10 protein-coding genes are annotated in these 14595 nt (G+C 64.9%); 6 read left to right on the top strand and 4 right to left on the bottom strand.

The annotated features are described in order from the left end of the window. Positions 1-37: 37 nt before the first annotated feature. Positions 38-4228, bottom strand: coding sequence for a YhdP family protein (locus tag B0G73_RS28435; protein ID WP_106284498.1), 4191 nt, complete (start codon positions 4226-4228; stop codon positions 38-40). Positions 4229-4423: 195 nt separating this feature from the next. Between B0G73_RS28435 and glnE the strand changes: the two genes are divergently transcribed. After that, on the top strand, positions 4424-7216 hold the full coding sequence (glnE, locus tag B0G73_RS28430; RefSeq protein WP_106284497.1) for a bifunctional [glutamate--ammonia ligase]-adenylyl-L-tyrosine phosphorylase/[glutamate--ammonia-ligase] adenylyltransferase: 2793 nt from the start codon (positions 4424-4426) through the stop codon (positions 7214-7216). Positions 7217-7353: 137 nt separating this feature from the next. Here glnE and recN read toward each other — a convergent pair whose 3' ends face one another. Further along, entirely contained in the window at positions 7354-9024 is a 1671-nt protein-coding gene (gene recN / locus B0G73_RS28425) for a DNA repair protein RecN (protein WP_106284496.1), read from the bottom strand. 71 nt (positions 9025-9095) lie between these two features. Continuing rightward, a complete protein-coding gene (locus tag B0G73_RS28420; RefSeq protein WP_106284495.1) occupies positions 9096-9998 on the bottom strand; it encodes an NAD kinase in 903 nt (300 codons plus the stop codon). A gap of 330 nt (positions 9999-10328) precedes the next feature. On the opposite strand from B0G73_RS28420, the gene hrcA reads away from it, so the two are divergent. From hrcA to B0G73_RS28405, 3 genes are all read left to right on the top strand, one after another. Further along, positions 10329-11348: a heat-inducible transcriptional repressor HrcA gene (gene hrcA, locus B0G73_RS28415; protein WP_106284494.1), complete on the top strand. Its 1020-nt coding sequence runs from the start codon at positions 10329-10331 to the stop codon at positions 11346-11348. 191 nt (positions 11349-11539) lie between these two features. Further along, entirely contained in the window at positions 11540-12610 is a 1071-nt protein-coding gene (gene hemH, locus B0G73_RS28410) for a ferrochelatase (protein ID WP_106284493.1), read from the top strand. Positions 12611-12618: 8 nt separating this feature from the next. After that, positions 12619-13026 (top strand): RNA-binding S4 domain-containing protein, encoded by a 408-nt coding sequence (locus tag B0G73_RS28405; RefSeq protein ID WP_106284492.1) that lies wholly within the window; start codon positions 12619-12621, stop codon positions 13024-13026. Here the strand turns inward: B0G73_RS28405 and B0G73_RS40685 are convergent. Further along, complete coding sequence (locus tag B0G73_RS40685; RefSeq protein WP_012431795.1) at positions 12998-13159, bottom strand: hypothetical protein; 162 nt, start codon at positions 13157-13159, stop codon at positions 12998-13000. The genes B0G73_RS28405 and B0G73_RS40685 overlap by 29 nt on opposite strands. A gap of 391 nt (positions 13160-13550) precedes the next feature. Between B0G73_RS40685 and grpE the strand changes: the two genes are divergently transcribed. Then, on the top strand, positions 13551-14135 hold the full coding sequence (grpE, locus tag B0G73_RS28395; protein WP_106284490.1) for a nucleotide exchange factor GrpE: 585 nt from the start codon (positions 13551-13553) through the stop codon (positions 14133-14135). 45 nt (positions 14136-14180) lie between these two features. Continuing rightward, positions 14181-14522 (top strand): hypothetical protein, encoded by a 342-nt coding sequence (locus B0G73_RS28390; RefSeq protein WP_258193632.1) that lies wholly within the window; start codon positions 14181-14183, stop codon positions 14520-14522. Positions 14523-14595: the final 73 nt, after the last annotated feature.

The following is a 14595-nucleotide window of genomic DNA, read 5'->3' as shown; positions in this document are numbered from 1 at the left end:
GGCGCCCGTCCGACTAAACAAAGGGCCGGATACAGGCTCAGTTCGCCTCCACGGTCGAAGCCGGAGCGTCCATCTTACCGCGATCGCTCTTCACCCGCTCAACGTGCGGTTTCGACCACGAACCGGTGATGGCGTAGTCGCGCGCGAACGCATGCGAGACGGTCTGGCTGAAGGCAACATCGGCCACCAGCGCGCCCAGTCCGAGCAGCGGATTGATGACCGCCGCCGCGATCACGCCGGCGCCGGCGCTGATGGTCGGTACGACATGCACCCGCAGATCCTGGGTCTCCTGAGCGAGATCGACCGAGCCCTTCATTTCGGCGCGCGCCGGCGCGGTCACCAACTCGAAGTTCTCGGTGCGGCCAATGCCGTTGCGAATCTGCGCGGTGCCGGTGACATGTTCGAACGGCAAACCTTCGCCGATCACGTCGTGGAAATTCAGCGTCGCGAAGCGAGCGAGGCTTTGCAGGCTCAGCACGCCCAGCAGCTTGGCGACGCCTGGATCGACCTTGAGAATCTGACCGTGGCGCAGATCGACGGCCAGATTGCCGTTGAAGGTCGGATAGTCGATCCTGGTCGGGCCGCCTTGCCACACCACCTTGCCCGACAGCGAGCCGGCGCCTGCCTTGAGCGTGCGCGGTTGACCGAAGCGCTCGAGCAACGCGCCGGCGTCCTTGATGTCGAGCTTGAAATCGAACACGGTGCGGCGCGGCGTGGCTTCGCCGGCGCTGTTGCCGAGTTCGGTCGAAGTGCGCCAGTTCGCGGTTGCGGTGAGCGTCGCGGCGGAGTTCGTGATGTCGAGCTTGTCGAGTTGCCAGACCGGCACGCCGTCTTCGTCGAAGTTGTGCGCGTCGACTTCGAGGCGGCCGATGTTGCGGTCGCGCACGATCAACTCGTTGACCACCAGATCGATAGACGGCATGTTCTGCGCCGGCGCCGAGATCGCCTGGCCGAGCAGGTCCTTGTCGGTGGCCGACGGAATCACCAGGCGGGCGAAGCGCGCCTGCAGCGTGCCTGGCGATTCTTTCGTCGCGCCCGGCAGCCACGACACGTGGCCCGACACCTGGTTCGAAGCGATGTTCGCCTGCCACGCGCGGTCCGCATGCGACGCGCCGACGATCACACTGTCCCAATGGCGCTTGAGCAGCGTCAGCGTGCCGACGTGCAGCGCGAACCGGCTCGGCAGGAATTGGGTGACGGTCGGGTTCGGCGCGACCGGCGTCGCCGCAGCGGGGGCGGGCGCCTCTTTACTGCGCATCTGCGCAATCAGCGCGCGCCACGCGTCCGCATCGAACGTGTCCAGATCGACGGCGGCGATCACGCCTTCGGACGGCAAGTCGGCCGGTTTGTTGACGCCGACCGCGCCGCGCACGACTGTCGGTGCGGTTTTCGGCTGATAACGCAGCAGATAGGTAGCGGCGACCGGGCCGAAGGTGAGATCGGCGCGCTGCAGTCCCGCTTCGCCCGGCGTGGCTGACGGGCTGACGGCAAAACGCAGCGGCATCGGCGTGCCGACCGGCTTGTTGAACGGCGCGGGGAAGTCGAGCGCGAGGCCGGTCAGATCGGAGTTCGCTCTCACTTCGGGCAGCCGTCCTTTGGCCCCGCGCACGTTGAGCGCGTAAGGCGCGCTGCCGCTCATGCGCGTCAGCACCTGCGCGGCCGGGCCATGCAGGTTGAGGCCGCGCGCCGCGTCGACGGCGATATGGCCGCCCAGGTCGAGCGCATAGGTGCCGTCCTGCTTCAAGCCGCCGTTCGCATGCAAGTCGCCGCCGAGGAATTGCCCGGAGAGCCGGTCCACCTGTGCCGTGTGCTCGGTGAAATGCACCTTCCCCTTGAGTTGCGACAGCGGCGGCGCATTGTCGACGCTCAAGCGGTTGTTCTGGAAGCCGACCGCGCCTTCCACGGCAACGTGCGGTTTCGGCGTGCGCGGCACCGTGAGCTGCAGCGCGAGAGACGCTGGCCCTTCGGCGCGCACCTTCTCGGTTTCATGCTTCGCCATGATGCCGAGCGAACTGGCGTTCACATAGTCGAGCATGTCGGCGAGCGGGCCGTGGGCATCGCCCTTGATGACGAGGCTCGACGCTCTGGTGCCGAGGTCGTCGATCCTGCCGCTGACGCCCATCAGCGCGACCTGCTTGTAATGCGCCCGGTCGATGTCGAAGCGCAGCACGTTCTGCTTGAGCTCGAACACGCCGTCGATGCCGTCGAGCGCCGGCCACACGTTCGGCGTGCCATTCCTCATCTTGCGCGGCGGGAAAGGCGTCGGATCGAACTTGCCGCCCTTGAACGGCGCAACGATATGGAACAGCCCGGCGTCCGGATCGCGCGAGTAGGGGAACTTGGTCAGATCGCCGTGAATCTCGATGGTCGCGCCGTGTGACATACCGGCCTGCAAGCCGTGGCCGAGATAGATGCGCAGCTTCTCGCTAATGCTGGTGGGCAGATAGCGGACGATACGTGCCACCTGCGCGCGCTGGAAGTCGGCTTTCAGATCGAGCGAGCCGCGTCCATGGCCGGGGTTGCTGTAGTCGGCGGAGGCGGTGGCCGCGACGTCGGCGTTCGAGACGCCGAAATCGGCCAGCTTCACGGTGAAGGCCGGCCGATTTTCGCCCGGCTTCTTCGGCGTGATGGTCCAGTCGGCGCGGCCATGCAGATAGTCGAGCTTCAGCCGCGGATCGTCGAACACGCCCGGCAGGGTGATGGCGACATTGGAGGTGTCGAGCAGAGCGGTGCCGCGGGTCTCGTCGGCATCCACCTTGCCCCACAGATTCTCGATGCCGGGAATGCCCGCGCGCGGGTGGTTGCGCAGCGTGAGTCCGGGCGGCGGTTCCTGAGCGGCGACGCTGATGCCCTGTAGATCGCCCTTGAAACGATAATGCTCGATCGGTTCGGCGCCGCTCGGGTAACGGTCGCTGCCTGCTTCGCCGGATTCCGGCTTGCCGCGCTCGACTTCGATCACATAATTGGCGACCAGACCGCGCGGACTGAAACGCACGAGATTGTTCAGCAGGCGTCGCGGCAGCGGCAACGCGCGGCTGAATTCGGCGAGGATGCCCAGGTCGACGCGGTCGCCGCTCACGCTGACGAGTTGCCCGTGCTGCTGCGAGGCGGTCCGGTAGCGCCCATTGAGCGTGGCGAACGCGAGCGTGCGGGTGAGCGGCGTGCCGTCGTCGAGCGGCGGCTGGCCGAGTTCGGCACGCAGATCGGTCAGTTGCAGTTTGTAGTCGCTCTGGTCGGCTTCGAGACGCCACGAAAAATTGGCGACGGGCACCAGCAGCTTCGGCTGGGTCGGCCGCACTCGCAGGGCGACGTCGGTGCCGGCGAGTTGGCCGCCCGCCGACGTCATGCGCCCGTCGGCGAAGTCGATCCAGATGGCGTTGTCGATACGGCCGGCAAACGTCTCGATCGGGAAATTGACGTAGCGCGCGAGCGTCGGCAGATCGACCGGGCCAGTCGAGACGTACACCTGGCCGGTCCAGTTGATCGGCTTGCCGATCGCGGAGAGCGGCGCGTGTTTGAAGCGCGTGCGGAAATCGAGCGGGCCGTGCAGGACCTGGCCGTCGGCAGGTGCCTGCAGCGCGAGCCGGTGATCGTAGCCGTCATTGAGGATCGCGATGCGGATATCGCGCAGCGCCAGCTCGGGCGCGTCATGTTGCGCATCGCGCCAGCGCAGCGCGCCGCCGCGCACTACGATCGCCTGCTGACGCAGCAGCCAGGTGGATAACGTGTCGTTGCCGCTGTGACGAGTCGGCACCGGCACGCCCGCCACCGAGAGCACGCCGTCGCTGCTGCGCGACACGAGCACGTCCGGTTGATCGACAATCAGACTGGAAAGCGCGGGATGAAACTGCCAGAGCGACCGCCACGAGAGCGTGGCGGTAGCGTGCGGGATCGTCAGCGCGGCTTTGCCTTCGTGATCGCGGATCACCAGGTCGGTGACGTCGAGGCCCGGCTGGAAGCCGCTCCAGTGGGGCGCGAGCTTGCCGATGGTGAACTGCGTATGCAGCTTTTCGGAAACGGTCGCTTCGATGCGCGGCCGGAACGAGTCCACGCGCGGCAGCACCACATAGCGCAAGCCGAGCAACAGACCCATCGCAATGAAGTACAGGACGAGCGCGAGCACGAGAACCACGTGCAGGATCCGACGCAGCACGACGTGGTCGCTTCCGCTCACAGGCCGGACCTGCACGGTTTCGTGCGGGTCGGCGGATTCGTTTCGCTCGGACATGCTGCGGCGGGTGGGCGTATGGTAGTTTTGCGAATTAACGACGAAATGTAACACACGGGAAAGCGTAGGCGGACCTCCTGCAAACCCTGTCTGCATGCCGTCTTGCGACTTGCGGGAGGCGGCCGCGACCGCCGCAACCGTGTACTACTGCGAACTGAACCACGCTGATCAAGCAACGAGCGAGCCAGACCTTTGATGACTGACGCCACTCTCCTGAGTTCCAACTATTCGCACTACGCGGCGCGCGCTGCGACTGCCCGTCCGCAACTCGTGGCGCGGGTCGCGGCGCTTGCGTCCGAGCCGCTGACGCGCGAGCGTATCGACGCCCGTTTCGACGCTTTGTGCGCCGAGGCGGCCGGCGCAACCGACGCGCCGCTAAACGAAGATGCACTCAAACGGGCCTTGCGCCAATTGCGCACCGAGGTCTTTTGCGCCGTGATGGAGCGTGATCTGGCGGGCGAGGCGGATGTTGCGGAAGTGACCGGCGCGATGACCGACCTCGCGGAGACGACGATCCAGCGCGCGCTCGCCGTCCTGTCGGCGGAACTCGAAACGTTATACGGCGAGCCGCGCGGGCCGCAAGGCGAACGGCTCTCGCTCGGCGTGGTGGGCATGGGCAAGCTCGGCGGGCGCGAACTGAACGTCTCGTCCGATATCGACCTGATCTTCATTTATGAAGAGGACGGCGAGACCGCGGGCGGCCAGCGTTCGCCGATCGCCGCGCAGGACTTTTTCACACGCCTCGGCAAGCGCCTGATCGGCGCCCTCGCCGAAATAACCGGCGACGGCTACGTGTTTCGGGTCGATATGCGGCTGCGGCCGAACGGCGACTCCGGGCCGCTCGTGTGCAGTCTCGGCATGCTCGAAGAGTATTTCTACGTGCAAGGCCGAGAGTGGGAGCGCTATGCATGGATCAAAGGGCGCCTCGTGTCCGAAGGCGCGAGCGATGCGGCGCAACGGCTGCAGAAGCAGCTCGACGCGATCGTCACGCCGTTCGTCTACCGCCGCTATCTCGACTTCGGCGTGATCAGCGCGATTCGCGCGCTGCATCTGCAGATTCGCCAGGAGGCGCAGCGGCGCGCGTCGATGCGGCCCGACAAGGCCGACGACATCAAGCTCGGGCGGGGCGGCATCCGCGAAATCGAATTCAGCGCGCAGGTGTTCCAGTTGATCCGTGGCGGCCAGGACGCCGGCTTCCGCGTGCGGCCGACACTGGCGGTGCTGCGTCACGCGGCCACGCATGGGCTACTCGATACGTCGGTCTGCGTGAAGCTCTCGCAGGCCTATCGTTTCCTGCGCGAACTCGAGCACCGGCTGCAATACCGCAACGACGCGCAGACCCATGCGATGCCGGTCGATCCGGAGGAACGTTCGGCGCTCGCCCACGCGATGGGCTGCGACGACTACGCCTCACTAATGACGAAGCTGGACGCCCATCGCGAATTCGTCGAACAGCAGTTCGACCAGATTTTCGCTGACAAAGTGAACGGCCGCGATGGCTGTGGCGCGCCCGAAGACGGCGCCGCCGCATGGGTCTGGAGCAGCGCGCTCGCCGACGACAGTGCCGACGAAGCCCTGCGGGCACGCCTCGTCGAACTTGGTGTGGCCGAGCCGGGCGAACTGCTCGCGCGGCTGCGCGCGATCTGGCAGTCGTCGCGTTACGCGGGGCTTGCCGAGCGCAGCCGGCAACGTTTCGACATCGTCGCGCAACGGGCGCTCGAAGCCGCTCGCACGTTGGAGCCTGCGGAGCGCCGCGCCGATACCGTGGCGCGCTTCTTCGACCTGCTCGAAGCGGTGAGCCGGCGCGGCGCGTATCTCGCCCTGCTGACCGAATATCCGCAAGCGCTGCATCGTGTGCTGTCAGTGCTTGGCGCTTCGCGTTGGGCGGCGGGCTATCTGATCCGCCATCCGCAATTGCTGGACGAATTGCTGGACGACGAAGCGATCAATAGTCCGTTCGACTGGCCCGAGTTCAAGCGCACGCTGCGCCTGCGTCTGGCCGCGGCCGACGGCGTCGAGCAGCAGATGGACCTGCTACGTCATGCCCACCAGGCCGAGGTGTTTCGCATTCTGTTAATCGATCTGGCCGGCAAGCTGAGTGTCGAGCACGTGAGCGACCGGCTGTCCGAACTCGCCGACGCCGTGCTCGACGTCACGCTCCAGGCCGTCTGGAACCAGTTGCCGAAACGCCACCGCGAAGTGCCGCGTTTCGCGGTGATTGCGTACGGCAAGCTGGGCGGCAAGGAACTGGGCTATGCGTCCGACCTCGACCTCATCTTCCTCTACGACGACCCCGACGATGCCGCAGCCGACGTCTATTCAACCTACACCCGTCGCCTGATCACCTGGCTGACAACCGCGACCGGCGCCGGCACATTGTTCGACGTCGACCTGCGTTTGCGGCCGAACGGCGAGTCAGGTCTGCTCGTCACGGATCTGGACGCATTCCGCCGTTACCAGTTGCGCGAGGGCGACGCCGCCAATACGGCGTGGGTCTGGGAGCACCAGGCGTTGAGCCGCGCGCGTTACTGCGCGGGCGACGCCGAGATCGGCGCCAAGTTCGAGGCGATCCGCGAGCAGGTGCTGACCACGCCACGCGAAGCGGCGCCGCTCATGAAGGAGATCGTCGAGATGCGCGCGCGCGTCGAAGCCGGGCATCTGAACCACACGGCGCTGTTCGACCTGAAGCACGATAGCGGCGGGATGGTGGATATCGAATTCACCGTGCAGTACTGGGTGTTGTTGCACGCGGCGAGCGATCCCGAACTGATCCGCAATACCGGCAACATCGCGTTGCTGCGGGAAGTGTCGCGCTTCGGCCTGATGAGCGAGGCGGAAGCGGAGACGGTTGGTGCGGCGTATCGCACATACCGCAAGTTGCAGCACCAGCTGCGGCTGGATGGGATGGAAAAGGCGCGGGTCGAGCCGGCGCTGGTGGCTAAGGAGCGCGAAGCGGTGCTGGGCTTGTGGAAACGCGTGTTTGGCTGAGGGTTGATGGCAGGTTCGCAGTTTGTGCGAGCGGGTTGTGCAGCTCGATGCTTTCGATGGCGGTGTGAGCGAACCCGTAGCGTTCGCTCTCCGAAACGGCATGAAGGGTGGCGAGACATCCACCCGCCAACGAACAGCTACGCCGCCAGCATTTCCTTCGCATGCTTGCGCGTGGTCGGCGTGATCTCCAAACCGCCGAGCATGCGCGCGACTTCTTCGACGCGGCTCGCCTTGTCGAGCGAGGTCACGCTGCTGACCGTGCCGCCCTTGCCGTTGCCCGCTTTCGCCACTTGGAAGTGGTGGTCGCCGCGCGCGGCCACTTGCGGCAAGTGCGTCACGCACAACACCTGGCGCTGCTGGCCGAGCTGATGTAAAAGCCGCCCGACCACTTCGGCGACGCCCCCGCCGATGCCCGTGTCCACTTCGTCGAAGATCAGCGTGGGTGTCGGGCTGGCGGCGCTGGCAATGACCGCGAGCGCGAGGCTGATCCGCGCCAGTTCCCCGCCTGAGGCGACTTTCGCGAGCGGCCGCAGCGGCACGCCGGCATGACCGGCGACGCGGAACTCGACCTGTTCGAGCCCATGCGCGCCGCCTTCGGGCAGCGGCACCAGTGCGACTTCGAAGCTGCCGCCTTTCATCGACAGTTCCTGCATGCCGGTTGTGACCGCCGCGCCCAGCGCCTTGCCGGCCTTGGCGCGCGCCTTCGAGAGTTTCTTCGCTTCGGTCAGGAAGGCTTCCTTGGCCCTGGCTTCGGCGGCATGCAGGCTGTCGAGGTCGGCGGCCGCGTCGAGCGCGGCCAGTTGCGCGCGACGCGCCTCGTGTTCCTCAGGCAGCGTTTCCGGCTGCAGACGAAACTTACGCGCCGCCGAGTGCAACGCGTCCAGACGCTTTTCGACTTGCGCGAGCCGGTCCGGATCGAGTTCGAGCTTTTGCGCGTAGTGGCTCAGCGAATAAGCCGCTTCCTGCAACTGGATTTCGGCGGGTTCCAGCGCGGCCAGCACGTCGTTCAAAGCCGGGTCGATCTCCGCCAGGTCGCGCACCTTCGAGACAATCGAGGCAAGATGCGTAATCATCGCCTCGTCCGATTCGGACAACGCGCCGAGCGCGCCTTGCACACCGTCGATCAGATTGGCCGAATGCGACAGCCGCCGGTGCTCGGCGTTGACTTCTTCCCACTCGCCCGGTTGCGGCGCGAGCTTGTCCAGTTCAGTGAGTTGCCAGGCGAGACGCTCGCGTTCGAGTTGCAGTTCACGGTCGCGCGTTTGTGCGTGCTCGACCGCCTGAATCTTCTCGCGCCATGCGCGCCATGCCCGTGTGACGCCAGCCGCGGTGTCCGACAGGCCCGCGTGGGTGTCGAACAGTTCGCGTTGCGCGTCGGGACGCATCAGCAATTGGTGCGCGTGCTGGCCATGAATATCCACCAGCATTTCGCCGACCTCGCGCAACTGCGCGAGCGTCGCCGCGGTGCCGTTGATAAAGGCCCGCGAGCGGCCGTTGGCATCCACCACGCGCCGCAGCATGACCGTGCCGCCATGATGGCCGTCGTCGCCGGTCGTGCCGAGCGCCTGCTCGTCGAGCCATTGCTCGACCTGCGCATGAGTCTCGAATTCCGCGGTGATGTCGGCGCGGCTTTCGCCGGTGCGCACGACGTTCGCATCGGCGCGCGCGCCGAGCGCGAGCGCCAGCGCGTCGATCAGGATCGACTTGCCGGCGCCGGTTTCGCCGGAGAAAACAGTAAAGCCGCTGTCGAATTCGAGATCGAGCGCGGCGACGATGACGAAGTCGCGTATCGAGAGGTGGCGAAGCATGGAGGTCGTCTGGTGAGCTTGATGTTCGGGTTTCGGCCGCGGCGGCGTTCGCGTTCCGGATTTCTTGCCGCTCAGGGCTTGGGATCTTCTTCGTGCGACGGGTATTCGTTCCAGTGCAGCTTCTTGCGCAACGTGGTGAAGAAGCTGTAGCCGACCGGATGCAGCATGGGCACCGTATGACGCGAGCGGCGCACTTCGATCGTGTCGCCCAGTTCGAGCGAGGTGAACGACTGCATGTCGAAATTGACGTTCACTTCGCGCCCGGAAACGATCTGGATGCTCACCTTCGAGTCGTCCGGCAGCACGATCGGCCGGTTCGACAGCGCGTGCGGCGCGATCGGCACCAGCACGATACCTTGCAATTGCGGATGCAGAATCGGCCCTTGCGACGACAGCGCGTAAGCGGTCGAACCGGTGGGCGTGGCCACGATCAGGCCGTCCGAGCGCTGGTTGTACATGAAGCGGCCGTCCACCGAGACATGCAGCTCCGCCATGCCCGAGAAGCCGCTGCGGTTGACCACCACGTCGTTGAAGGCGAGCGCGTGATAGATCGGATTGCCGCCGCGCATGATGCGCGCTTCGAGCAGCACGCGTTCCTCGCGCTCGAAATTGCCCGACAGCATTTGCGGCACGATCTCGCGCATGTCGGAGATCGGGATGTCGGTAATGAAGCCGAGCCGCCCGTGGTTGATGCCGATCAACGGCGTGCGATATGGCGCCAGCTGGCGGCCAATGCCTAGCATGGTGCCGTCGCCGCCCAGCACGACCGCAACGTCGGCGCGCGCGCCGATCTCGGCGGGACGCAGCGCCGGATAGTCGGTGACGCCGATCTCGGCGGCGGTGTCGGCTTCGAATACGATCTCGAAGCCGCGCTTCGCGATGCACGAGGCGAGCGCGGTCAACGGCTCGGCGATGCCCGGCGTGTTGTTGCGCCCGACGAGCGCGACGGTCTTGAACTGGCTGGTCACTTGCATGCCGGCATTACACCATAGGTAGGGCCTGAAAAGAACCGCAGACAGAGCCGGTAGCGGGCCGGCGCGCGTGGGCTGTCAGCGCATCTCGCGATTATCGTTAGAATGGTGAAGCCTTGATGACACGTGCGCCGGTTAAAGTGCGGCGGGGTGCCGGCAGCCGGGCCGCCCAGAAGGTGGCTCGCAAGGCGGTCGGCAAAGCGCCGGGCGGAACGCCGGCTCGCAGGCCGGACCGAAGGCAGAGCGCCGCTTTGGCAAACGGCGGCGCGTTCGTCAGGGATGGGCGCCCCTAGCGCTCGCGGTAGTCGTGCCATTGAGCTAAAATTTTCCCTCATGCTAGATCCTCGCGCACAAACCCTCCTCAAAACGCTGATCGAGCGCTACATCGCCGAAGGTCAGCCGGTCGGCTCGCGCACGTTGTCGCGCTATTCGGGCCTCGAACTGAGCCCCGCAACGATCCGCAACGTGATGTCCGACCTCGAGGACCTGGGGCTCGTGATCAGTCCGCATACTTCCGCGGGCCGCATTCCCACACCGCGCGGTTACCGGCTGTTCGTGGACACCATGCTCACGGTGGAGTCCGCCGCGGACGAAGAAGCCGTGACGCGTACGGTCAAGACTACGCTGCAGGCGGGCGAGCCGCAGAAAATCGTTGCGGCGGCGGCCAGCGTGCTGTCCAACCTGTCGCAGTTCGCCGGGGTGGTGCTCACGCCGCGGCGCAGCCACGTGTTCAAGCAGATCGAGTTCATGCGTTTGTCGGACAAGCGCATTCTGCTGATCATCGTGACGCCGGAAGGCGACGTGCAGAACCGCATCATGGCGACTCAGCGCGACTTCTCGCCCTCGCAACTGGTCGAAGCCTCCAACTACATCAACGCACACTTCGCGGGCCTTTCGTTCGACGACGTGCGGCGCCGTCTGCGCGAAGAAATCGACGAACTGCGCGGCGACATGACCACGCTCATGCACGCCGCCGTCACGGCCAGCACGGACGAATCGGACACGGGCGAAACCGTGCTGATTTCCGGCGAGCGCAATCTGCTCGAGGTGGCCGACCTTTCGTCGGACATGGCGCGTTTGCGCAAGCTGTTCGATGTGTTCGATCAAAAAACCAGTCTCCTTCAGTTGCTCGACGTGTCGAGTCACGCGGCGGGCGTGCAGATTTTCATCGGCGGCGAGTCGAATCTCGTACCGATCGAGGAAATGAGCGTTGTCACCGCGCCGTACGAGGTGAACGGCAAGATCGTCGGCACGCTCGGCGTGATCGGGCCGACCCGCATGGCCTACAACCGCGTGATCCCGATCGTGGATATCACCGCGCGCCTGCTCTCGCTGACCCTCAGCCAGCAGTAGGCGGCTTCGACTCCTGGCCGCAGCCGCGCCTGGCTGCCGCTCCTGCTCCTGCTGCAGATAATGCGTGACGGCACGCGGCTTGCCAATTGGCCGAATGGCCAGGGGTGTCCGGCGGACCGGTGCGTGAACCGCGCCGCTATAATGAATCCCACCTGAACTGACTCTCCGCCAACACCGGTGCTTTGCTGCCTATGCGCTTCGACCTCGAGCGGCCCTCACAAAACGCTACGTCACACCGTGTCGCCGTGCTGCTGATCAATCTCGGCACGCCCGACGCGCCGACGCCGCGCGCGGTACGCCGCTATCTCGCGCAGTTTCTGTCCGATCCGCGCGTAGTCGAAATTCCGGCGCTGCTCTGGCAGATCATCCTGCGGTTGCTGATTTTGCCGATTCGGGGCGTCGCCTCCGCCAAGAAGTACGCTGCGGTGTGGATGCCGGAAGGCTCGCCGCTGCGCGTTCATACGGAAAAGCAGGTGGAAGGCCTGCGCCATCTGTTGCAACTGAATGACTACACAGTGCTGGTCGATTACGCGATGCGCTATGGCACGCCGGGTATCCCGGCCATGCTGAACCAGCTCAAGCTGGCGGGCGCCGAGCGCGTGCTGTTGATGCCCATGTATCCGCAGTACTCGTCCTCGACCACCGCCACCGCGTTCGACGACGCCTTTTCGGCGCTCAGGCGCATGCGCAATCAGCCGGAAATTCGCACGGTGCGCCAGTACGCCGATCATCCGGCCTACATTGCGGCGCTTGCCGCCCAGGTGCATCACTACTGGCATCAGCACGGCCGGCCGGATTTCGCTGCGGGCGACAAGCTGGTGCTGAGTTTCCACGGGGTGCCCAAGCGCACGCTGGATCTCGGCGACCCGTACCACGAGCAATGCCAGCAAACCGGCGCGCTGCTGATGCAGGCGCTCGAACTGACGCAGGTGGAATGCCGTATTACCTTCCAGTCGCGCTTTGGCAAGGCCGAATGGTTGCAGCCGTACACGGCGCCCACGTTGAAGGAACTGGGTGCGGCGGGCGTGCGGCGCGCCGACGTGTTCTGTCCGGGCTTCACGGCTGATTGCCTTGAAACGATCGAAGAAATCGGCATGGAGGTGCGTGACGAATTCCTCCATGCAGGCGGCAAGGATTTCCATCGCATTCCTTGCCTGAATGCCTCGCAGGCGTGGATTGCCGCGCTCGGCGAAATCGTTGCGCAGAACCTGCAAGGCTGGCCTGTGCAGGCGTTGCCGGTGCCGCACACGACAGGAGCTTGAACAGGCTCATGAACTACAGCATTGCAACAGACGCGGGCGCGAAGCTGCGCATCGACAAATGGCTTTGGGCGGCGCGCTTCTTCAAGACGCGCTCGCTCGCGGCGGACGCCGTCGAAAAAGGACACGTGCGCATTGGCGGTGCCGGCGTCAAGCCGGCTAAAGACGTGCGGGTCGGCGACCTGGTCGAGATCGAGATCGAGCGGATTGTCTGGCAGGTGGAAGTGCTGGGCGTGTGCGACGTGCGCGGCCCGGCGAGCGTCGCGCAAACGCTTTATGCGGAAACCGAAGAGAGCAAGGTGAAGCGGCAGGTCGAACAGGAGCGGCGCAAGACGTATCGCGAACCGGCGGCCGCCTTGCACGGCCGGCCGACCAAACGCGACAGGCGCACTATCGACAAACTTTCAGGTGGGGGTTGAACAGCTGTTCCATGGTCGCGTGCACGCCGCCGTATTCGGTAGTGTGGTCGTTGACGGCCCCGGACATGCAGATGGTCGTGGTGCCCGCAATCAGAACCAATGCGACCACCGAGATTGCAAAGGTCAGTTTCACGGTACTCCCCTCAGGAAGGTTCAGGATAAAGACGGGCGAATCAGGTGGGAATTGCAATAAATCGGAAAGGTTTACGTCAGATTAGGGTTAACGCCTCTTTTCCGATCCTTTAATGGAGCATAGGCCACTTGCCGATCGCACTCAATCTCAATCTGATTGCGCAGCAAAAATGGTTGTAACCGGGCATTTCCGCCACTCATCCCTGGTGCGAAAAGATCCGGGAGAACCGCTTGAAATGGTTGGTCCCGGCCTCATCTGCCGTTTTGATTTGCGGTGACTCGCGAAGTTGTCTGTCGCGATTTTGCAACGCACAAACCGCGCCAGGTTTGATGTGTTGCCTGCCACCGCTGGCTTTTACCTCGCTTTCACCCATTTAACGACTTTCAGCGACATGGAAAACACGCAAGAGAACCCGACGAGCCAGAATCCCACGCCCGCCGACGAAACCGCGCGCCAGGCCGCCGAGGCCGCAGCACCCCAGCAGGAAGCGGCAGCCAACGCTGCGACCGATTCGCCGGTCAACGCAGAGCAGACGGCCCTGGCCGAAGCTGAAGCGAAGATCGCCGAGTTGCAGGAGAGTTTTCTGCGGGCCAAGGCTGAGACCGAAAACGTCCGCCGCCGCGCTCAGGAAGACGTCGCCAAGGCGCACAAGTTTGCTATCGAGAGCTTCGCTGAGCATCTGCTGCCGGTGATCGACAGTCTCGAGGCAGCGGTCGCCCACTCGTCCGACGACCTGCAGAAGGTGCGCGAAGGCGTCGAACTCACGCTGCGTCAGCTCACCGGCGCGCTCGAGAAGGGCCGCGTCGTCGCCCTGAATCCGGTCGGCGAGAAGTTCGACCCGCACCGTCATCAGGCCATTTCCATGGTGCCGGCCGAGCAGGAGCCGAACACCGTGGTGGCCGTGCTGCAGAAGGGCTTCGTGATTGCCGATCGCGTACTGCGTCCGGCGCTCGTGACCGTCGCAGCACCGAAGTAAACGCCACAGGGCGAGGCAAGCCGTTTCGTCCGGCAGGTGGCCGCCATGGCTGACCTTCCCGTCGATGCTACCGCGCTCGGCCTCAATGGTGTCGCAGCAACGTTTGACGGGCATCCCGAACCGGGTCGGCGCTTCATTGTGCAAGGCATGCCAACGGGGTTCTTCTACCGCAGCAAGCGGCTCGACTGGCGAGGCCTCAAGGCTCAAGGAATTCCAGTCGCGTTTCGCGGCCGCACCAGAGAAGATTCGGGCGGGCAAAACGGCCGACGCCACGAGCGGCGCTCAGGCCGATGGAACAAATTTGGGCAAAAGTTCGCCCGATTGAAAAAAATTAAAGACCGCATCGTAAAAGAGGTCTTGAAAACGATGCGGACGCACTTATGTTGAGTGCAGGTATGAATTGAGAGCGGATCGCCTTACCGCCAGCAGGGCAAACAAGGCGATTCCCGCAGCGATCAAA

The organism is Paraburkholderia sp. BL25I1N1, from assembly GCF_003002025.1.
Classification (GTDB): Bacteria; Pseudomonadota; Gammaproteobacteria; order Burkholderiales; family Burkholderiaceae; genus Paraburkholderia.
Note: the sequence above shows the minus strand (reverse complement) of the source record. Positions and strands in the feature narration are given on the sequence as shown.